At 67.2% G+C, this 20164-nt stretch carries 16 protein-coding genes; 8 read left to right on the forward strand and 8 right to left on the reverse strand.

Features of this window, described 5'->3' with window-relative positions; translation table 11 throughout:
- Window positions 1–68: 68 nt before the first annotated feature.
- A complete protein-coding gene (locus AC07U4_RS06460) occupies window positions 69–848 on the reverse strand; it encodes a transglutaminase-like domain-containing protein (RefSeq protein WP_038661108.1) in 780 nt (259 codons plus the stop codon).
- A 79-nt stretch (window positions 849–927) separates the two neighbouring features.
- The gene (locus AC07U4_RS06465; protein WP_495194810.1) at window positions 928–1680 is read right to left on the reverse strand and encodes a Bax inhibitor-1/YccA family protein; all 753 of its coding nucleotides are present in this window, start codon (window positions 1678–1680) and stop codon (window positions 928–930) included.
- Window positions 1681–1814: 134 nt separating this feature from the next.
- Here AC07U4_RS06465 and thpR point away from each other — a divergent pair, with 134 nt between their 5' ends.
- Window positions 1815–2390: an RNA 2',3'-cyclic phosphodiesterase gene (gene thpR, locus AC07U4_RS06470; RefSeq protein ID WP_495194811.1), complete on the forward strand. Its 576-nt coding sequence runs from the start codon at window positions 1815–1817 to the stop codon at window positions 2388–2390.
- A gap of 21 nt (window positions 2391–2411) precedes the next feature.
- Window positions 2412–2948, forward strand: a complete 537-nt coding sequence (locus tag AC07U4_RS06475; protein ID WP_137898728.1) for a superoxide dismutase family protein — start codon at window positions 2412–2414, stop codon at window positions 2946–2948.
- A 64-nt stretch (window positions 2949–3012) separates the two neighbouring features.
- Here AC07U4_RS06475 and AC07U4_RS06480 read toward each other — a convergent pair whose 3' ends face one another.
- The gene (locus AC07U4_RS06480) at window positions 3013–4581 is read right to left on the reverse strand and encodes a spinster family MFS transporter (protein WP_495194812.1); all 1569 of its coding nucleotides are present in this window, start codon (window positions 4579–4581) and stop codon (window positions 3013–3015) included.
- Window positions 4582–4828: 247 nt separating this feature from the next.
- Between AC07U4_RS06480 and AC07U4_RS06485 the strand changes: the two genes are divergently transcribed.
- On the forward strand, window positions 4829–7960 hold the full coding sequence (locus tag AC07U4_RS06485) for a TonB-dependent receptor (protein WP_495194813.1): 3132 nt from the start codon (window positions 4829–4831) through the stop codon (window positions 7958–7960).
- A gap of 52 nt (window positions 7961–8012) precedes the next feature.
- Here AC07U4_RS06485 and AC07U4_RS06490 read toward each other — a convergent pair whose 3' ends face one another.
- Window positions 8013–8753: a hypothetical protein gene (locus AC07U4_RS06490; RefSeq protein WP_495194814.1), complete on the reverse strand. Its 741-nt coding sequence runs from the start codon at window positions 8751–8753 to the stop codon at window positions 8013–8015.
- The gene (locus AC07U4_RS06495) at window positions 8726–9961 is read right to left on the reverse strand and encodes a TIGR04063 family PEP-CTERM/XrtA system glycosyltransferase (RefSeq protein WP_495194815.1); all 1236 of its coding nucleotides are present in this window, start codon (window positions 9959–9961) and stop codon (window positions 8726–8728) included. The genes AC07U4_RS06490 and AC07U4_RS06495 overlap by 28 nt, the downstream gene beginning before the upstream one ends.
- A gap of 781 nt (window positions 9962–10742) precedes the next feature.
- Here AC07U4_RS06495 and AC07U4_RS06500 point away from each other — a divergent pair.
- The 3 genes from AC07U4_RS06500 to AC07U4_RS06510 all read left to right on the forward strand — a co-directional run bounded on the left by AC07U4_RS06500 (window position 10743) and on the right by AC07U4_RS06510 (window position 13558).
- A complete protein-coding gene (locus AC07U4_RS06500) occupies window positions 10743–10910 on the forward strand; it encodes a hypothetical protein (RefSeq protein WP_495194816.1) in 168 nt (55 codons plus the stop codon).
- A complete protein-coding gene (locus AC07U4_RS06505) occupies window positions 10903–12261 on the forward strand; it encodes a putative O-glycosylation ligase, exosortase A system-associated (RefSeq protein ID WP_495194817.1) in 1359 nt (452 codons plus the stop codon). Before AC07U4_RS06500 ends, AC07U4_RS06505 begins: the two co-directional genes overlap by 8 nt.
- 262 nt (window positions 12262–12523) lie before the next feature.
- A complete protein-coding gene (locus tag AC07U4_RS06510; protein ID WP_495194818.1) occupies window positions 12524–13558 on the forward strand; it encodes an acyltransferase family protein in 1035 nt (344 codons plus the stop codon).
- A 1-nt stretch (window position 13559) separates the two neighbouring features.
- On the opposite strand, the gene AC07U4_RS06515 is transcribed toward AC07U4_RS06510, so the two are convergent.
- Window positions 13560–14126, reverse strand: a complete 567-nt coding sequence (locus tag AC07U4_RS06515; RefSeq protein ID WP_038661131.1) for a DJ-1/PfpI/YhbO family deglycase/protease — start codon at window positions 14124–14126, stop codon at window positions 13560–13562.
- Between the two features lie 111 nt (window positions 14127–14237).
- Here AC07U4_RS06515 and AC07U4_RS06520 point away from each other — a divergent pair, with 111 nt between their 5' ends.
- Window positions 14238–15254, forward strand: a complete 1017-nt coding sequence (locus tag AC07U4_RS06520) for a DNA topoisomerase IB (RefSeq protein ID WP_038661134.1) — start codon at window positions 14238–14240, stop codon at window positions 15252–15254.
- Between the two features lie 11 nt (window positions 15255–15265).
- The gene (locus tag AC07U4_RS06525; protein ID WP_495194819.1) at window positions 15266–16462 is read left to right on the forward strand and encodes a mechanosensitive ion channel family protein; all 1197 of its coding nucleotides are present in this window, start codon (window positions 15266–15268) and stop codon (window positions 16460–16462) included.
- A 25-nt stretch (window positions 16463–16487) separates the two neighbouring features.
- Here AC07U4_RS06525 and vapB read toward each other — a convergent pair whose 3' ends face one another.
- Window positions 16488–16679 (reverse strand): type II toxin-antitoxin system VapB family antitoxin, encoded by a 192-nt coding sequence (vapB, locus tag AC07U4_RS06530; RefSeq protein WP_495194820.1) that lies wholly within the window; start codon window positions 16677–16679, stop codon window positions 16488–16490.
- Window positions 16680–17070: 391 nt separating this feature from the next.
- Window positions 17071–20022: a bifunctional proline dehydrogenase/L-glutamate gamma-semialdehyde dehydrogenase PutA gene (gene putA, locus AC07U4_RS06535; RefSeq protein WP_495194821.1), complete on the reverse strand. Its 2952-nt coding sequence runs from the start codon at window positions 20020–20022 to the stop codon at window positions 17071–17073.
- Window positions 20023–20164: the final 142 nt, after the last annotated feature.

The following is a 20164-nucleotide window of genomic DNA, read 5'->3' on the forward strand; positions in this document are numbered from 1 at the left end:
TGACACCCTCCTGAGTTTACCAAGGAGCAACGATTGCCGGATCGTTTCCGTTCCTGCCGGTCAGGCGATCAGCCCGCGGTCACCTGCACCCGCTGGTTGACGAACTGGGCGATGCCGAACACCGTCATGAAGGCGATGTCGGTTGCATCGCGGCCGACGCAGACGCGCGCGATCGTCTCGGCCGGCGCCATCCGCGTCGCGTCGATCATCCGCCACGCGCCGTCGAGCCACAATTCGGCGACCGCATGGAAATCGGGCGGATCGACGCCCGGCGCATAGGCAGCGACGCAGCGCGCCGGAATCTCCCCCGCCCGCGCCAGCGCGACCAGCAGATGCGCGTAATCGCGGCACACGCCCGAGCGGCTGGCGAAGGTATCGATCGCCGTCGTCTCGCCGCTGCTGGTATTGGCGCGATACTCCAGCGCATCCGCCACCCAGTCCGTGAGCGCCACCGCCAGCGCGCCGCCGCCCATGCCGCCGAACTCGCGCCGCACGAAGCCCTCCAGCCGGTCCGACTGGCAATAGCGGCTCGGCAATAGGTACGGCACCAGCGCCCCGTCGAGCGCCCGCGCCGGCGTCGCCGGCAGGCGCGCGAGATCGACCGGCTGCCGGTCGATCTCGACGACCGCGCGATATTCCGCCTTCAGCCAGTTCTCGGCGCGGATCCAGCAGCGTTGGCCGATGCCCTCCTCGCCACGGACCGCGACCACCGGCGTGTCGCTCCACACCGTCAGCGCCTCCGAGACGATACGCTGGTCGGCCATCGCCGCTGCCTCGATCTGCAGCAAGACGTCGGTCGGCGGCCCCATGATGGCATAATCGAGGTCGACTTCGATCGAGATCCGCATCGGCCATTCCTTCGGGACAAACGAAAGAGCCCGGCGGCATCGGCCACCGGGCTCCCGATATGACGATCGAACGTCGGTCTTAGTTGCGCTGTGCGCCGAACAGGCGAAGCACGAACAGGAACATGTTGATGAAGTCGAGGTACAGCGACAGCGCCGACATGATCACGGCCTTGCCGACCATGTCCGACCCTGCGACCTGGAAGTACAGGCTCTTGGTGCGCTGCGTGTCATAGGCGGTGAGGCCCGCGAACAGCAGCACGCCGAGGATGCTGATGACCAGCTCCATCACGCTCGACTGCAGGAACAGGTTGATCAGGCTCGCGACGATCAGACCGACGAGGCCGATCAGCAGGAAGGTGCCGAACGCCGACAGGTCCTTCTTGGTCGTATAGCCGTAGAGGCTGAGACCGGCGAAGCCCGCCGCAGTCGAGAAGAACGCACCCGCGATCGACGTACCGCTATAGACCAGGAAGATGGTCGACAGCGACAGGCCCATCAGCACCGCGAACGCCCAGAACAGCATCTGCAACGTCGAGGTCTGCATGCGCCCCTGCCCGAAGCTCATCGCGAAGACGACGCCGAGCGGCGCGAACATCAGCACGTAACGCAGGATGCCGCCACCCATGAACACCTGTGCGGCCGGCGACGACGCCCCGCCCCAGGCGAACAGCAGCGCGACGATGCCCGTCAGCAGCACGCCCGATCCCATATAATTGTAGACCGACAGCATGTACGAGCGCAGACCCGCGTCATAGGCACCGCTGCGCGCTGCGTCGGTGCGCGAGGCCCCGAACGGCGCGGCGCTCGGCCGGGGGTCAGACCAGTTAGCCATGGTATCCAAAACTCCTTTACCGACCAGATGTCGGATGACCGAAATATCGGCCTGCCGCGGTCCCTTTTCAAGCGAAACCGGCTAAGCCTCGGTTCCGAAGCAACAGAACTTTACAAAGAGCCGCCGGTCCCGCCATGCGCCTGTTCGTCGCCCTGTGTCCGCCCCCCGCGATCCGCGAATCGCTGCTCGCCGCGACCGGCGGGGTGCCGCACGCCCGCTGGCAGGACGATGCGCAACTCCACTGCACCCTGCGTTTCATCGGCGACGTCGACCGGCCGCAGGCGGAGGATGTCGCCGCCGCGCTCGCCGGCCTGTACGCCCCTGCGCCGCAGGTCAGGATCGCCGGCGTCGGCCGCTTCGCGCACAAGGGCCGCACCGACACCCTGTGGGCCGGGCTCGCGCCGGGCGACGCGCTCCACCATCTCGCCCGCAAGGTCGATCAGGCCTGCGTCCGCGCCGGCCTGCCGCCCGAACGACGCGCCTATCGGCCGCACGTCACGCTCGCCCGCCTGCCGCGCAGCGCCGGTGCCGCACCGGAGATCGACGGCTGGCTCGCGGTCCATGCCGGCCTCGCCAGCCCCGCCTTCACCATGCCGCATCTGATCCTCTACGAAAGCCATCTCGGCGGCGAGGGCGCCAGCTATGCGCCGGTGATGCGCTGGCCCCTTGCGCCGCCCGCGGAACCGCCGCAGGTCATGCCGGGTTCGTAAGGAAACCTCGGGAGACCTTTGATGCGCGCTATCCTCATCCTCGCCGGCCTGTCCTCGCTGGCGCTGGCCGCCTGCACCCAGAAGGAGGAGGTCGCAGTCGGCAGCCCCACCGCCGGCGGTGCCCGCGCCACCGCATCGCTGCGCACCGCCACCGGCCTCGACGCCGGCCGCGCCACCGCCACCGAAGTCGCCGGCGGCATCCGCTACACCGTCGACGTCAAGGGCCTCCCCGCCGGTACGCACGGCGCGCACATCCACACCACCGGCCGCTGCGACGCGCCCGACTTCACCACCGCCGGCGGCCATTGGAACCCGACGACGATGAAGCACGGCAGCATGAACCCGCAGGGTCCGCACGAGGGCGATCTGCCCAACCTGATCGTCGGCACCGACGGCCGCGGCACGCTCGGCGTGACGGTGCCCGGCGCGACGATGGCCGGTCTGCTCGACACCGACGGCGCCGCGATCGTCATCCACGCCGGCCCCGACGACCTGATGACCGACCCCGCCGGCAACAGCGGCGGCCGCATCGCCTGCGGCGTCTTCGGCGCCGCCTAAGCCGCGCCGTAACGGACGACCGGAGTGGGCAGCGCCCACTCCGGCACCGCCGGCAGGAGTCCTCCTAAACCACCTCCCCCACCGCCCGCGCCCGTGCCTCGCGCGAGGCTTCCGCCGCCGGCACCAACCTGTATGCCGCCACCGCGCAGCCCAAGGTCAGCGGCACCACCGCGAGCAGCGACAGCATCCCGACCGACAAACTCCCCGACAGCGTCGAGATCCGCCCCGCCAGATACGGCCCCATCGCCAGCCCGAGCAACGTCGTCCCGATGAAGAAGGTCGCGGTCGCCGTCCCCCGCATCCGCGGCAGCACCAGATCCTGCGTCGTCGCCGCCGCCGAGCCCAGCGCACCGCTGGCGGTGATCCCGGCGAGGAACAGGCACGGATAGAAGACCCAGACATCGCTCGCGGTGAACGCCGCGATGAGGAACGGCACCGGCACGCCGGCGCCGACCATCACCACGATCAGCCGCCCCGCCGGATTGCCCCGCCGCAGCCGGTCGGCGACCACCCCGCCGATCGTCACCCCCAGGAAGCCGGCGAGCGCGCCGCTGCTGCCGAGCAACAGCCCCGCCCGCGCCGGCGTCTCGCCGAGCGTACGCAAGGCATAAGGCGCCGCCCAGAAGTTCGCCGCATAGCTCAGGAAGGCGTTGAGCCCATAAGCCACCACCGTGCACAGGAACGCCGGCGTCCCGACGATCAGCGCGAAGGTCGCCGGATCGCGCCGCCGCAACGCGCACCCCCACGAGAACACCGCATAGACGCCCGTCCCCACCGCCAGCCATTGCGGCTTCGGCTCGCCCAGCGCGATCAGCAGCGCCACCACGCCGCTCACCACCGCCAGCCCGGCAAGATTGACGAGCAGCGCCCGCACCCCGCCCCGCGCCGCACCGATCAGCGTCAGCGGCGGGATGATCGTCAGCAACTCCGCGAAGAAGGCTTGGAACGGCGCCGGATGCCGCTCCGGCTCGGGCAGCCCCTCGACCAGCCTGCGGACCGGCTCGCGCAGCGTCGCGATCCACCCGGCGACGACCAGCCCCGGCAGCCCGACGGCGAGGAACGCCGCCTGCCAGCCGACCAGTCCCAGCGGCCCGCCGCCCGGCCATGCCCGGTTCCAGCCCTGGACGATCAACCCGCCGATGAACAGCGACACGCCGCCACCGACGTACAGCCCCGCGGAATAGATCGACAGCGCCGTCGCGCGCAGCCGCTTGGGGAAATAGTCCGAGATCAGCGAATAGGCCGACGGCGACGCGGTCGCCTCCCCGACTCCGACGCCGATCCGCGCCAGCGCCAATTGCCCGCCGGTACGCGAGAAGCCCGACAGCGCGGTCATCGTCGACCACAGGGCCAGCCCGACCGTCATCAGCCGCACCCGATGCCAGCTGTCCGCCAGCCGCCCGAGCGGGATTCCGAACAGCGCATAGAAGACGCCGAACGCGGTCCCGTAGAGGAAGCCGAGGTCCTCGTCCTTGAGGTGGAGATCGCGCTTGATGTCCTCGGCGAGGATCGAGATCACCTGCCGATCGATGAAGTTGAGCACGTAGACGACGAACAGGATACCGAGCACGTACCAGGCGTAGCGCGACGCCTGCTGTTCCCCACCGCCCGCTTCCGCCACCGTCCCGCCCATCGCCCTCTCCCGCGCGTTTCGCCGGAGGCTAACAGAGCCGCTGGAAAGCGATAGCCTGACTTTCGATCGAGTTACCGTACCAACATCGCTACCGATGCGATCGTAACATTCGTAACCATTATGTGACAAAATAGCGACATTCTACGCACCTTCTGTACGCCGAACCAATATCTGCATTGAGTTCATGTCCATAACGATCATTCTCTTATATCGGATACGATATCCGAAAACAGGGTGAAAGAGGGGCATGACAATGATGAATGACGGAAAGGGGCTGCGCACGAAGCTCCTCGCATCGGTGGCAATTGGAATGATGGCAGTCGCTAATGTTGGCGGTGGCCTGATGCCCGCCGCAGAGGCGCAGGGATTCTCTAGTTTCAGTGCGAGTGGAACGGTGCTTGATTCGTCGGGCCGCCCGATTCCCAAGGCGCGCGTCACGATCCGATCCGTCGATCAGGGCTTCACGCGCACCGTCACGACCAACGACAACGGCGTCTACGGCATCCCCGAATTACGCCAAGGCAACTATCAATTCACCGTGGATGCCGATGGCTACGATACCTATGTCGAGACGAACATCCGTCTCGCGCCCGGCTCCGCGTCCAATCAGTTCCGGCTCGCCAAGGCTGGTAGCAGCGATACCGCCGGCACGGATATCGTCGTGACGAGCAAGCGTATCGCGACCGCGGATTTTGATATGACGACGACCGGCCAGGTCATCAACGTCGCGGACGTTGCGGCACGGCTACCCGTTGCGCGCGATCTCACCTCGGTACTGCTGCTGGCGCCGGGGACGGCGAGCGGATCAGGCGCGTTCGGTGGTCTCGCCTCTACTAACGGCGGTGCGGTGTCGGAGAACGCTTTCTTCGTCAACGGCCTCAACATCACCGACTTCCGCAAGGGCCTCAGCCCTGCGGGCGTGCCGTTTGACTTCTATCAAACGATCGAAGTCAAATCCGGGGGCTATGCTGCGGAGTTCGGCCGGTCGACCGGCGGCTTCACCAGCGCGACCACTAAGTCCGGCTCGAACGAGTTCCACGGCGGTCTGCTCTTCTCCTGGAACCCCGACGGATTGCGCACGCGGACCCACGACACCTTCTATTCCGATAATGACGGGGGGAGGATCGAGTCGCGATCCACAACATTCCAGTTGTCAGGCCCGATCATCAAGGACCATCTGTTCTTCTACGGCCTCTACCAGGCGCGCAACAATAGGAGCGTGACCGCGTCCCGTCAGTTCCTCGGCGATCCGCGTACCGCCGACGTCAATGATCCCTCGAAGTATCTCGGCACGTCGCGGACGTATTTCGGTACGTCGTCCCCTTTCTACGGCGGCAAGATCGATGCGGTGATCGTCAATGGCCAGCGCCTGGAGTTCACCTACTGGAGCACCAAGGGCGACCAGTTCTTCAACACCTACGGTAGTGCGGCGCCGGGTTACGGACGCTACAACTATCTCACGAACAAGGATGGCCCCTACGCCGGGCGGACGCTTGCCTCCTACGGCGGTGAAAATTATGTCGGACGCTACACGGGGGTCTTCAGCAAGTGGTTGACCGTCTCGGCGGCATATGGCCGCAATGAGAACAATTATTTCTCCCAGTCCTTTAACGAGAGCAATGCCAACACTCCCTCCGTCAGCGACGCCCGCAATCCTTTAGCCGTGGTGCCGTTGACGCGCTCCAGCGGCGGTCGCAGTGACGATAACGACGTCCGCAAATTCTATCGTGCTGATGCGGATATCTATTTCAATTTTCTGGGATCGCACCATTTCAAGGGCGGCTATGATCGCGAGGAACTGACCTCGGTCACCGCATCCCGCGGCGGCGGTGGCGGCCTGTTCTACACCGTGTACACCGCGCAGACCGGCAATCCTTACAACCTCGCCGTCGGCACGAATTATGTGCGTCGCACGACCTATTTCAACGAAGGCCGCTTCACGTCGCTCAATGAAGCCTATTATCTGCAGGACAGTTGGTCCCTGTTCAGCGATCGGCTGACGGTCAATCTCGGAATTCGCAACGACCGCTTCACCAACGACAATGCGTTGAAGCAGACGTTCTACAAATCCGGCAACCAATGGGGGCCGCGCCTTGGCTTCACCTTCGATCCCGTCGGCGACCGCCGTGACAAGATCTACGGCAGCTTCGGTCGCTTGTTTGTTCCCGTCGCCTCCAACACCAATATCCGGCTGACAGGAGGCGAAACCTACTACACGCGTACTGCCCTCTTCAACGGACTGACCAATGCCAATGTGCCGATCCTCGGAAACCCGATCAATTATACCAATGCGGCCGCATGCCCTGACGATGGTGCGTTGGCGTGCAGCGTGACCGGCAACGGTCAGCCGAAGTCGGCCGAGACGACGGTGGCCCGGCAGCTAAAGCCTCAGTCCGCTGACGAATATATCCTCGGTTATGAAAAGCGGCTCGGAACGCGCTGGCGCGTAGGCGCTTACTTCACCTACACCAAGCTCAATGAAGTGCTGGAAGACTCGTCGATCGACCAAGCGGTCAATGCTTATTGTGTGAAGCAGAAGGTCAGCGGTTGCAACACGATCTGGGACGGCTTCCATCAATATGTCCTGATCAATCCGGGCAGCGCGTCACGGATTACCTTGTCCGACCCGATCAACGGCGAGACGACATTGCGAACGGTGGATTTTTCTGCGGCGGACCTCGGCTACCACAAAGCCCGTCGGACTTACAAGGGCATGACCTTCGAGGCGCATCGAGAATTTGACGGCGTCTGGAGCCTCGATGCTTCGTACACCTATTCAAAGACCATTGGTAACTATGAGGGTGGCGTGAAGACCGACAACGGTCAGAGTGACACCGGACTGACCACCGACTTCGATCAACCCGGCCTTACTCTGGGCACTTACGGCTATTCGCCGAATGACAAGCGTCACGTCATCAAATTGGCGGGCAGCTATCTGCTCTTTGATCGACTGAACATTGGCGGCAAGCTGCAGGCCTATTCACCGCGTCGCTATGGTTGCATCGGCCGTGTGCCCGAGGCTATCGATCCGTATTCGGCGGCTTACGGCGCAGCGGGTCTGTTCTGCCAGGTCAATGCGGATGGCTCGATCAATACCGATCCGACCGTGTCGCGTCCGGTGCAACTCATCCCTCGTGGCTCGGTGTTCAAGAGCGACTGGCTGTTCGTCAACGACCTCGACGTCAGTTATAAGTTCGACGTGGGCTCGGCAGCGATGACGTTGCGGGCAACGGTGTTTAACGTTTTCAATCGTCAACCCAAGCTCAACCTGAACGAGAACGGCACCGACGGTGAGGGGAAGGCTTCGCCTTATTATCGCACCGTAACCCAATATCAGGATGGCCGCAGCGCACGTCTGCAACTCTCCTTCGACTTCTAAACGGCTCGACCAACCGATCACCGGCTTCGCGTGTCGCGCGGAGCCGGTTTTCTTATGCCCGCGCTTTCCGGCGCGTGCTGCGTTCCAACCGGTCGATCAGCGCCTCGATTGACGGCACCTCCGATGGCCCCGCTGGGTCCGTCGGTGCGACGGGCTGAGGCGGTTCCGACGGCGCGGGCAGAACTTCCGCTACAACGGTGGCGGGCGGCCGCAGCGGCAGTACCGGGCGCACCGGCTCGCGCGGGACTTCGGGCAAGGCGTCGGGGTGGAAGGCGGCGAGCGGCAGGTCGAGATCGGCCGGGATCGACCGTTCCTCGGGCAATGCCGCATCGCTCGCCGGCGCTCCCTCCTGCGCCACCGTCGCCGCGTCGCTCGCCGGCGGTGCCGGCGGCGGCAGCGGCGTACCGAGGTCGGCGGCGGACATCGGCCGGCGTGCCGGCGCGTCGGGATGCGCGTCGGCCCGGCGCAGCACCGGTACGCCGCCGTCCGCCGCCGGCCTCGGCGCGAACAGTCCGCCTGCACCGAACAGCAGGAACAAGGCCGACCACGTCACCGCCGCCGCCAGCCCGCCGCCGGCCAGCGCGAGCACCGCACGCGCCGTGTCGCCGAGCGGCGGCGCCGCCACCGCGACCAGCGCGGGCAAGCCGCTCTGCCATACCCAATCCTCCAGCGTCGTCTGCGGCAGCAGCAGGAACAGCGCCGCTACGGCGAGCCCGGCGAGCGCGCCGCCCGCGGGCGCGATCCATGCGGTGACGTGAGACCGCTTCATATACCGGCCGGGGAACGCTGCCATGATCCATCCACTGTCGCGGCCGCCGTCAGCCGCTGGTAAATCGGTTCGTAACGACAAATGTTTGACGACCAGTTACGCTCCTGCTCGACGAACGCCCGCGCCACCGCGCGGCGCCGGTCCCAGCCGCTGCGGTCGGCGAGCAGCCCGGCCAGCGCGCCGGCGATCGCCGCCGGATCGTCGGGCGCGAACAAGGTGCCCGTCTCGCCGTCGCGGATCAACTCGCGATGCCCGCCGACGTCCGAGGCGGCGACCAATTTGCCCTGCGCCATCGCCTCCAGCGGCTTGAGCGGCGTCACCAGCTCGGTCAGGCGCATCGCCTTGCGCGGATAGGCGAGCACGTCGACCAGCGCGTAATAGCGCTCCACCTCGGTATGCGGCACGCGCCCGACGAAGCGGATCGCCGCCGCCGCGGGCGACGCCGCCGCCTGCGCGCGCAGTGCCGCCTCCATCGGCCCGCCGCCGACCAGCAGCAGCCGCGCACGGGGCCGTGCGGCGACCAGCGCCGGCATCGCCGCGATCAGATCGTCGAGGCCCTCGTAATCGTAGAAGCTGCCGATGAAACCGATCGTCTCCGCCTCGTTCAGCCCCAGTTCCGCCGCCAGTGCCGGATCGCGCGCCACCGGTGCGCCGAACACCGTCAGGTCGACGCCATTGGGCGATACGACGATCTTGTCGCCGTCGATGCCGCGCGCGATCAGATCGCCGCGCAGCCCCTCGCAGATCACCGCCACCGCATCGGCGCGCCGCACCGCCCAGGTCTCCAGCGCCCGCGTCGCGCGATAGCGCGCCGATCCGTCGCGCCCGGTGCCGTTGCCGACCGCGGCATCCTCCCAGAAGGCGCGGATTTCATAGACCAGGGGCAATCCCCGCCGCCGCGCGACGCGCAGCGCCGCGAGCGCGTCGAGCACCGGCGAATGCGCGTGGAGCACGTCGGGCCGGAACGAATCGACCGCCGCCGCGATCCGCCGCGCGAAGGCGGCGATCCCCGCCAGCTCGCCGACGACACCGCCTTTCAACGCCGCCTGCGTGCGATGGAAGGTGAGCCCGTCGACCGCCTCGACCGCATCCGCCACCGCACCCTGCCGCGGCCCGGTCACCGCCGCCACCTGCCAACCGCGCTGCTCCTGCGCCTTCAGGATCGCGCGCGTACGGAAGGTATAGCCGCTCTGGAGCGGCAGACCGTGATCGAGGACGTGGAGGATACGCATCACCCACGCTTATGCCACAGCGGCTTAAGGACGCGTCAATTGGTGCGGCGCCCCTTTGCACCGGCGTGCCGAACCCGACCGGCATCCGGGGCCGGGCGGCACCGCCCACACCTTCATGTAAGAAGAAGATATGTTCGCGCAGAGGCGCGGAGGCGCGGAGATGGAGCGCATAGTGAAGCGTGGCCCGCTCTCTCGTCTGAATGAAGATCGCCACGGCGCCGACACACGCAACACCTCCGCGCCTCCGCGCCTCTGCGCCTCTGCGCCTCTGCGCGAACCACCCTTCTTCCCGTCGCCCGAAACGTGTCGCCGCCGCTCTGCTGCATACCCCGGCGCAGGCGAACTGTTGAAAAAGCCTTGGCACGCCTTTCACAGTGTTCCTGCGAACGCAGGAACCCAAGGCCAAGCAGAGCAACGGCTTACAGCGTCCGGGACTCCTGGGCTCCTGCGTCCGCAGGAGCACTGGCAGAGTTGCGCATGAGGAACGCCGGCCTTTCCCAACCCATCCCCGTCACCCCGGACTTGTTCCGGGGTCCACGCCGCGGCGAGGCGAAAGGCTTGAGCGTCATGCCGTTTCCCGGCGGACCGGTGGACCCCGGAACGAGTCCGGGGTGACGAATACGATGGGGAAGCGGCTCGCCCGTCATCATCGTAGCGATACAGGACAGCCCACACCCCCGGCCGGCCGCCTCTACCCCCCCCCGACCCGCAACGCACTTAACGTGGCATCAACCCCCACCATCCCATAGGCTTGGCGGATGACCGCAGACGCCCCGACCCGATGATCGACAATCTGTCGCTGGCGCTCACCCATGGGCTGATGCTGCTCGCCGCATGGCTGCTGTTCAAGCGCACCGATCTCGATTCGGAAGCGCCGCCGCCCCGCCACTGGCGCGCCCGCGGCAATCCCCCCCAAAACCCGCCCGAGGACGACCGGCCCGGTGCGTGACCTCGTCTTCGTCGCCTTCCTCGCCGCGATCTTCGGCATGGGGCTGCGGCGGCCGTTCATCCTCGTCCTCGCCTATGTCTATATCGACATCGTCTCACCGCAGCGACTGACCTACATCCTGCTCAACACCGTGCCGATCTCGCTGATCGCGGTGGCGCTGGCGGTCGGCGGCTGGCTGCTGATGGACGACAAAAGCGACAGCCGCTTCACGCCGCGGCAAGGGTTGATCGTCGCGCTGCTGCTCTATTGCTGGGCGACCACGCTCGGCGCCGACTTTCCGCTCGATGCGAAGGACAAATGGGACTGGGTGTGGAAATGCCTCGCCTTCGCCGCCTTCCTGCCGCTGACGCTGCGCACGCGGCTCAGGATCGAGGCCTTGCTGCTGTTCATGATCCTGTCGGCCGCCTCGATCATCATCGTCGGCGGCATCAAGACCGCGGCGGGCGGCGGCGGCTATGGCCAGCTCGACCTCATGGTGAACAACAATTCGGGCCTCTACGAAGGCAGCACCATCTCCACCGTCGCGATCGCGATCGTGCCGCTGATCGCGTGGTTCATGCGCTACGGCACGATCTTCCGCCCCGACTGGAAGGTGAAGGGCTTCTGTCTGTGCCTGATCTTCGCCTGCCTGCTGATCCCGATCGGCACCTCGACGCGCACCGGGCTGCTCTGCATCGTGCTCGTCGCACTGCTGTCGCTGCGCAACGCGCGCCGCAAGATGCTGTATCTGACGATGATCGCCGCCGCCGCGGTGATCGCGGTGCCGTTCCTGCCGGCGAGCTTCACCGACCGGATGAGCACGATCAAGAGCCACGACGCCGACGAATCCGCCTCGACCCGGCTCGCGGTGTGGCAATGGACGATCGACTACGCCAAGGCGCATCCGTTCGGCGGCGGCTTCGAGGCGTATCGCGGCAACCACATCCGCTACGAGATCAAGAAGACCGACGGCGCCGGCCCCGCCCCCGCGGTGTCCGACCAGGCGGTCACCGACAAGGCGCGCGGCTATCACAGCGCCTATTTCGAGATGCTCGGCGAACAGGGCTATCTCGGCCTCGCCTTGTGGCTGGGCATCAGCCTGATCGGCATCGTCCGCATGGAGGTGCTGCGCCGCCGCTACCGCGACCCCGCCGGGCCGTTCGGCTGGGCGGGACCGCTGGCGGCGGCCTTGCAGACCGCGCACCTCGTCTATCTGCTCGGCGCCGCCTTCATCGCGATCGCCTTCCAGCCCTTCGTCTACATGCTGATCGGCGCCCAGATCGGCCTCGATTCCTATCTCGCGCGGCGCCGCGCGGAGACGGCGCAGGCACCGATGCGGCGGCCACGCGCGGCAGGGTCGGTGACGGCGTGACCCGTCCCCTGCGCTGGCCGGACCGAGCCCAATCCGTCATCCCGGGCTCATCCGAGACCTCGGCGAACGTCCCGACTACCGGCAAACCAACCCAGTGCTCCTGCGAAAGCAGGAGCCCAGGAGTCTCGAACGCCATAAGACGTTTCTTTGCTTGGCTCTGGGCTCTTGCCTTCGCAGGAGCACTGGGCGACTTTCGCAGAGGTCTCGATCATCTCCGGGGTGACGAACCGCGTGTCGCACCCGCGCGCACCCCATCCCGCCGATGACCGAATTGCGCGCGCTCACCAGCGTCCGCGGCATCGCGGCGTGGCTGGTCGTCCTCTATCATATCCGCGGCGGCATCGCCGGCCTGCCGCCCGCCGTCGAGGCGGTGCTCGCCAAAGGCTATCTCGCGGTCGATGTCTTCTTCCTGCTGTCGGGCTTCGTCATCTGGCTGAGCTGGCACGCGCGGCTGCGCGATCCCGCCGCCATCCCGCGCTTCCTGCAAAAGCGCATCGCCCGCATCTGGCCGCTGCACGCGGTGATGCTCGCCGCCGCGGTGGCGCTCGCGCTGCTGCTCCGCACGACCGGCCGCACCGACCCCGCCTTTCCCTTCGCCGAACTGCCGCTGCACCTGCTGCTCGTCCAGAATTGGGGGGTCACCGACGCGCTGCGCTGGAACGACCCCGCCTGGTCAATCAGCTGCGAACTCGCCGCCTATCTGCTGTTTCCGCTGCTCGCGCTGGCGATCGACTGGCGCAAGCTGCCGAGCGTCGCGCTGCTCGCGCTGGTCGCAGCGCTCCTGCTCGCCCTCAATATCGCGATGCACGGCGCCGCATCCTTGGGCGAGGACATTCCCCGCCACGGCCTCACCCGCTGCCTGACGGAATTCGGCACCGGCACGCTGCTCGCCGCGCTCTACCTGCGCCAGCCACGCGCGATCTGGCCGGCATTGGCGGCTCTCACGACCGCCGCCGCATGGGTGCTCGGGACGCCGGAAACGCTCGTCGCGCCCGCGACCTTCGCCGCGCTCCTGCTGCTGCTGGCCCTCACCGCCGGCCGCCCCGGCCATCCGCTCGAGGGCCGCCGCCTCCACTGGCTCGGCGAGATCAGCTACGCGACCTATCTGTCGCACTTCCTGCTGTGGAAGGCGTTCAAGCTCCCGCTCGCCGCCGCCACGCTCGCCCCGCCGCTGATCGCGCTCTACCTGCTGCTGGTGCTGATCGTGTCGGCCGCCTTGTACCGCTTGGTCGAACGCCCCGCGCAACACCACGTCAACCGCCTGTTCCTCCCCCGCCAGGGGGAGGAATCGCGCTGACTCACGCCTCTTCGCTCTCCTCGGCCAGCTCTTCCGCCAGCGCATCGAGGATCGCCTGGTTGAACGCGGGGATATCGTCCGGCTTGCGGCTGGTGATCAGATTGCCGTCGACCACCACCTGCTCGTCGACCACGTCGGCGCCGGCATTCTCCAGATCGGTGCGCACCGACGGCCAGCTCGTCACCCGGCGTCCGTCGACCACGTCCGCCTCGACCAGCAGCCACGGCGCGTGGCAGATCGCCGCGACGATCTTGTCGTCCTCCATGAATTCGGTGACGATCTCGATCGCCCGGTCCTGCAACCGCATCTTGTCGGGGTTGCCGACGCCGCCCGGCAGCAACAGCGCGTCGTAATCGTCGGTGTCGACGTCGTCGAGCGTCAGGTCGGGGGTGATGCTCTCCCCCTTCTCGCTGTCGTTGACGACGCCCTGGATCGGATCGGTCTTGATCGAGGCGAGGCTGATCTGCACCCCCGCGTCGAGCAGCGCCTGGCGCGGCTTGAAGAGTTCGTCCTGCTCGAAACCGTCGGTGGCGAGGATCAGCACGCGCGCTTGGGCAAGGTCGGCCATGTCATGTCTCCTGTGGGGATGCGACGCACCAACAGTCGCGCCCGCCGCACGTTCCGGAACAGACGGCGACCCCCGCGCATTTTCGGACGACCCGCACACAAGGAGCAAAGGGTGGCAGCGCGAATAGTCTATTGCGACGACTCGAAACCCGGCATCACCCGCAAGAAGGTGCGCAACGGCTGGGCCTATTTCGCCCCCGACGGCACCCGCATCACCGATCGCGACGAGATCGACCGGCTCAACGCCGTCGGCCTGCCCCCCGCCTATCGCGACGCCTGGTATTGCCCGCGCGCCAACGGCCATATCCAGGGGATCGGCTGGGACGAAAAGGGCCGCAAGCAATATCGCTACCACACCGGCTTCCGCGAGGCGCAGGAGGCGGCGAAATACGAGAAATGCGCCGATTTCGGCCTTTGCCTGCCGAAAATCCGCAAGCGGGTGGAAGCCGATCTGTCCGCGCGCGGCCTGGGCAAGGACCGCGCGATCGCCGCGGTCGTCCGGCTGCTCGACATCGGCCATATCCGCGTCGGTAACGAAGCCTATGCCGAGGCGAACGAGAGCTACGGCGCGACCACGCTGCGCAAGGATCACGGCAGCGTCCGCGGCGACACGCTGAAGCTGCGCTACAAGGGCAAGTCGGGCAAGGAGCGCGACATGCAGGTGACCGACAAGCGCCTCGCCGCCACCGTCAAGAAGATGCAGGATCTCGACGAACAGCATCTGTTCGCCTGGGTCGACGATGCCGGCGAGGCGCATCCGGTGACCTCGTCCGACGTCAACGACTATATCCGCCGCGCCGGCGGCGGCGACTTCACCGCCAAGCATTTCCGCACCTGGGGCGCCAGCGTCACCGCGTTCGAGGCGCTCGCCTCGGCCGAGGCCGATCTCAGCCTCAAGGCGTTGCTCGAACCCGTCGTCGCGCGGCTCGGCAACACGCCGGCGATCGCGCGCAAGAGCTACGTTCACCCCTCGCTCATCGACCTCGTGAAAAAGGGACAGAGCGCCTTCCGCAAGGCGCTCCGCCTGCCGCGCTCGGCGCGTTATCTCAGCCGCGAGGAACGCGGCCTCATCGCGTTCCTCGAAGCGGGAACGCCGGCCGCGCTGCCCGTCCTCAAGGCCGCCGCCTGAAAAGGTCCGTCATGTCTGCCAATACCACCGCCGCGGCCAAGGCGCCGATCTTCGACGCCGACACCGTCCAGAACCAGATCGGCGAATTCTACACCGCCAGCGAGATCTGGCTGCACACCCACTGGCTGCAGATCCTCATCGCCTTCGCGATCGGCGCGGTGATCGTCATCGCGCTGCACGGCCTGCGTCGGCTCGGCAGGAAATTGTGCGGCAAGGACGTCGGCCGTCGCGGCTGGGGCACGATCCTCGGCCGCGCGATCACCCGCACCAGCAATTTCTTCATCGTGATGCTCGCCGCCAAACTGGTCGTCGGCTACGCCGGCGCACCGAGCCAGGTCGCCACCACGGTCAATTTCCTGTGGACCGTCGCCTCGGTCTTCCAGGCGGCGATCTGGGCGCGCGAGTTGATCCTCGGCGCGATCGAGCATCGCACCAGCAGCGAACATTACAGCGGCGAGGCGCTGCTCAGCGCGATGGGCCTCATCCGCCTGCTCGTCACCGTCGCTTTGTTCGCGGTGGCGCTGGTCGTCGTGCTCGACAATCTCGGCGTCAACGTCACCGGTCTCGGCGTCGGCGGCATCGCCATCGGCCTCGCCGCGCAGGGCATCTTCGGCGACCTGTTCGCGGCGCTGGCGATCATCTTCGACCGTCCGTTCCGCCGCGGCGACAAGATCAGCTACGGTACCACCAGCGGCGTCATCGAATCGATCGGCCTCAAGAGCACCCGCATCCGCGCCTTCACCGGCGAGCTCCGCGTCATCAGCAACAAGCAATTGCTCGACAAGGAGATCCAGAACACCAGCGTGCGCGACCACATCCGTATCGGCTTCACCATCGGCGCCGCCTACGAAACCCCGCCCGAGACGCTCGCGCGCATCCCGGCCCTGCTCCGCGAGATCGTCGAGGCGGAGGGCGGCACCGTCGCCCGCTCCGGCTTCGAGACGTTCGGCGCCTCCAGCCTCGACTTCGCGCTGCAATTCGACATCCCCGGCGACGATTGGGCCACCGCCCACCCGATGCGCGACCGCATCATGGTCGGCATCATGACCCGCTTCGCCGCAGAGGGGATCTCCATCCCCTATCCGACGCAAACCAACTACACCGCCGCTCCCGACGGCACATTGGTGATGCCCTATGCGGCGGCGACGGATGCGCCGGTCAGTTCGCCGGCAGCCAATCCTCGCAACGCAGACCATCCACCCGCATGAATTCGCCGAGGTTGCCGGTCTCAAGCTACTCGCGCTCGCTTAATTCGACCCCCGGCGCCGCGAAGAAATCGTCCCACGCCTGATCGGCCGGCACGATCACGCGCCGGACCCCGTCACGCAGGATCGTCACTTCCCGAACGCCTTCGGGAAACGCGACATCCTTGGGGAGGCGCACGGCCTGCGACCGGTTCGACCGGAACAGAGTCGTACGGGCCATAGCATCTTCTCCCCGGTCGAATGGGATGTGACGCAAGGATATAGTACAGCGAGCGACGGCGCGCGATATATCTCCGTGTAACGATCTCTTTGTCCCGATCGACCTCTGCAAAACGCCTGACCTCCCGCTGGAGGCGAACCGCTGCAACTCCACCAGTGCTCCTGCGAACGCAGGAGCCCAGGAGTCCCGAACGCTGCAAGCTGTTGTTCTGCTTGGCCCTGGGTTCCTGCGTTCGCAGGAACACTGTGCTGATCACCCGTCTCGGCTCCGGCTCCGCCAAAGTTACCGCATGTAGCAGCGCCAGATAGGTTCGATGCACGTCCTCACGCCGGACCCGTTCCGGAGTGACGAGTCTCAGGAACGATCGCCCGCCCCCCGAACACCCCGCCCCTCAAATCCCCCCTTCGTCCAGCGACAGCAGCGTCGCATTCCCGCCGGCCGAGGTGGTGTCCACCGACACCGCCCGCTCCGCGCAGAAGCGGTAGAGGTAATGCGGCCCGCCCGCCTTCGGCCCGGTGCCCGACAGTCCCTCGCCGCCGAACGGCTGCGACCCCACCACCGCGCCGATCATCGAGCGGTTGATGTACAGGTTGCCGACCGCCGCCGCCGCCTCGGTCACCTCGGCGGCGCGGGCGATGCGGCTGTGCAGCCCCATCGTCAGGCCATAGCCCTTGGCGTTGACCCGCGCGATCGTCTCCTCCAGCTTGCCCGCCTCCCAGGTCGCGACGTGCAGGATCGGCCCGAACCACTCGCGATCCAGATCCTCGATCGCATCGAGCCGCACCAGCGTCGGCGGCACGAACAGCCCGTCGGCCGGCGCCGCCAGCGTCTTGACCGTCCGCTCGGTCACGCTCGCCCGATAGGCCATCAATTTGTCGTAGGAGGCGCGATCGATCACCGGCCCGACATCCGTCGCGGGGTCGGCAGGATCGCCCAGCCGCAGCGTGTCCATCGCGCCGCTCAGCATCTCGATCACCGCCTCGGCGACATCCGCCTGCACCAGCAGCAGCCGCAGCGCCGAACAGCGCTGTCCCGCCGAGCGGAACGACGAGGTGACGACATCCGCCACCACCTGTTCGGGCAAGGCGGTGCTGTCGACGATCATCGCGTTGATCCCGCCCGTCTCGGCGATCAGCGGCACGATCGGCCGATCGTCGTCGGCCACCAGCGTCCGCGCGATCCGCTTGGCGGTCGCGGTCGATCCGGTGAAGGCGACGCCGGCGACGCGCACGTCCGCGGTCAGCGCCGCGCCGACCTCCGGCCCGCCGGTCACCAGCACCAGCGCATCCTCGGGCACCCCGGCGCGATGCGCCAGTTCCACCGCGAAACGTGCGATCTCGGGCGTCTGCGGCGCGGGCTTGGCGACGACGCTGTTGCCGGCGACCAGCGCCGCCACCGTCTGGCCGAGGAAGATCGCGAGCGGGAAGTTCCACGGCGCCACCGTCGCCCACACGCCCCGTCCCTCGATGTGCAGCGTGTTGCGCTCACCGGTCGGCCCGGGCAGCTCGACCGCGCGCAACCGGCTGCGCGCCTCGCCCGCATAATAGCGGCAGAAATCGGCGGCCTCGCGCACCTCGCCGATCGCATCGGGAATCGTCTTGAACGCCTCCTGCACGCAGATCGCCATCAACCGGTCGCGATTCTCCTCGAGCAAATCGGCGAGCCGTTCGAGGCAGGCGGCACGCGCGTCCACCGGGGTCCGCGACCAACTCGGGAACGCCGCCTGCGCGCGTCCGACCGCTGCCGCTACCGCGGCACCCGCCTCCGCCGCGATCGCGGCCGGCGTATCGCCGAGCGCGAGCGGCGCCTTCACCGCCCGCACCGTCGCGTCCAGCGTCGCGACGTCGCTCAGGTCCAGCCCGCGCGAATTGCGATGCCCCGGCGCGAACAGGTCCTTGGGCAATGGGATGCTCGGATGCCGCGCGCCGCCCACCGCGGCGATCTTCGCCACCGGATCGGCGAGGATCTCGTCCTCGCTCAGCCGCGCATCGGCGAGCTGATGGACGAAGCTCGAATTCGCGCCATTCTCCAGCAGCCGTCGCACCAGATAGGCCAGCAGGTCGCGATGCCCGCCGACCGGCGCATAGATGCGGCAGTGATAGCCGTTCTCGCGCACCAGCCGCTCGTACAGGCCGTCGCCCATGCCGTGCAGCCGCTGGAACTCGAAATCGCGCGAATTGCCCGCCCATTCGAGGATCGTCGCGACGGTCAGCGCATTGTGGCTGGCGAAGGCAGGACGGATGTTTTCCGCCGCCAGCATGTCCTTGGCCACCGCCAGATACGATACGTCGGTCGCCGCCTTGCGGGTGAACAATGGATAGTCGGCCAGCCCCTCGACCTGCGTGCGCTTGATCTCGCTGTCCCAATAGGCGCCCTTGACCAGCCGCACGTTCATCACCCGGTCGAGCGCGTTCGCCCAGGCGACCACCGGTCGCGCGCGCTTGCCATAGGCCTGCACCGCCATGCCGAATCCGTCCCAGCCCTTCAGGCTCGGCAGCGCCGCGACCGACCCGATGATGTCGAGGCTCATCTCCAGCCGCTCGGATTCCTCGGCATCGACGGTCAGCGCGATGCCCTTGCCCGCCGCCTGCACCGCCAGCGCCTCCAGCATCTCGGTCAGCGCCGGCACGCATTCGCTCCACCGCGCCACTTCGTAGCGGGGATGCAGCGCCGACAGCTTCACCGAGATCGAATGGCCCGCCGCCGGATCGTTGCCGACCGCATCGATCGCGCCGACATAGGCGTCGAAATAGCGCCGGCCGTCGGCGAAGGTGCGCGCCGCCTCGCCGAGCATGTCGAAGCTCGCGGTGAAGCCCTTGTTGTCGGGCTTGCGCATCCGCCGCATCGCCTCGTCGATGGTCCGGCCCATCACGAAGATTTCGCCCATCTTCTTCATCGCCGTGCCCACCGCCTGACGGACGAACGGCTCGCCGGCGCGGCTGATCAGCCGGCGCAGCGGCCCCGACGGCCCCTCGCCGACCAGCACGCGGCCGACGACGAGACCCCAGGTCGCGGTATTGACCAACTTGCTGTTCGACTGGCCCGCGTGCGCGCGCCAGTCGGCGTCGCCCAGTTTGTCCGCGATCAGCAGATCGGCGGTCTCCGGATCGGGCACGCGCAGGAACGCCTCGGCGAGGCTGAGCAGCGCGACGCCCTCCGACGAATTGAGCCGATATTCCTGCAGGAACTGGTTCACCCAGCCGCGGTTCTGCGCTGCGCGCAGGTCGGCGAGCAGGCCAGAGGCGTGGTCGATGATCCGCCCACGCGAATCAGGCGAGGTCGCGGCGCGGTCGAGCAACGGTTTTAGAACATCGGGTTCGCTCGCCCGATACAGTTGCGACATGGTTTTGCGGGCATCGGACGTTACGGCAGAGGACATGTTCAAGCTTTCGGTCGGCCAAGGCTTGCGAGAGACACCCTCCCGCGCCTAGAGAATGCGTCGCATCTAGCGCCAAATGTCGGGCGCCAAAAGGCGGCGCCGGAAA

The sequence above is a fragment of the Sphingomonas sp. GW821-FHT02B09 genome, from assembly GCF_059421875.1.

Bases quoted from the DNA above. Each gene is read 5' to 3' on its own strand.
- AC07U4_RS06460 (WP_038661108.1), bottom strand. From the start codon at position 848: ATGCGGATCTCGATCGAAGTCGACCTCGATTATGCCATCATGGGGCCG.
- AC07U4_RS06465 (WP_495194810.1), bottom strand. From the start codon at position 1,680: ATGGCTAACTGGTCTGACCCCCGGCCGAGCGCCGCGCCGTTCGGGGCC.
- thpR (WP_495194811.1), top strand. From the start codon at position 1,815: ATGCGCCTGTTCGTCGCCCTGTGTCCGCCCCCCGCGATCCGCGAATCG.
- AC07U4_RS06475 (WP_137898728.1), top strand. From the start codon at position 2,412: ATGCGCGCTATCCTCATCCTCGCCGGCCTGTCCTCGCTGGCGCTGGCC.
- AC07U4_RS06480 (WP_495194812.1), bottom strand. From the start codon at position 4,581: ATGGGCGGGACGGTGGCGGAAGCGGGCGGTGGGGAACAGCAGGCGTCG.
- AC07U4_RS06485 (WP_495194813.1), top strand. From the start codon at position 4,829: ATGACAATGATGAATGACGGAAAGGGGCTGCGCACGAAGCTCCTCGCA.
- AC07U4_RS06490 (WP_495194814.1), bottom strand. From the start codon at position 8,753: ATGGCAGCGTTCCCCGGCCGGTATATGAAGCGGTCTCACGTCACCGCA.
- AC07U4_RS06495 (WP_495194815.1), bottom strand. From the start codon at position 9,961: ATGCGTATCCTCCACGTCCTCGATCACGGTCTGCCGCTCCAGAGCGGC.
- AC07U4_RS06500 (WP_495194816.1), top strand. From the start codon at position 10,743: ATGATCGACAATCTGTCGCTGGCGCTCACCCATGGGCTGATGCTGCTC.
- AC07U4_RS06510 (WP_495194818.1), top strand. From the start codon at position 12,524: ATGACCGAATTGCGCGCGCTCACCAGCGTCCGCGGCATCGCGGCGTGG.
- AC07U4_RS06515 (WP_038661131.1), bottom strand. From the start codon at position 14,126: ATGGCCGACCTTGCCCAAGCGCGCGTGCTGATCCTCGCCACCGACGGT.
- AC07U4_RS06525 (WP_495194819.1), top strand. From the start codon at position 15,266: ATGTCTGCCAATACCACCGCCGCGGCCAAGGCGCCGATCTTCGACGCC.
- vapB (WP_495194820.1), bottom strand. From the start codon at position 16,679: ATGGCCCGTACGACTCTGTTCCGGTCGAACCGGTCGCAGGCCGTGCGC.
- putA (WP_495194821.1), bottom strand. From the start codon at position 20,022: ATGTCGCAACTGTATCGGGCGAGCGAACCCGATGTTCTAAAACCGTTG.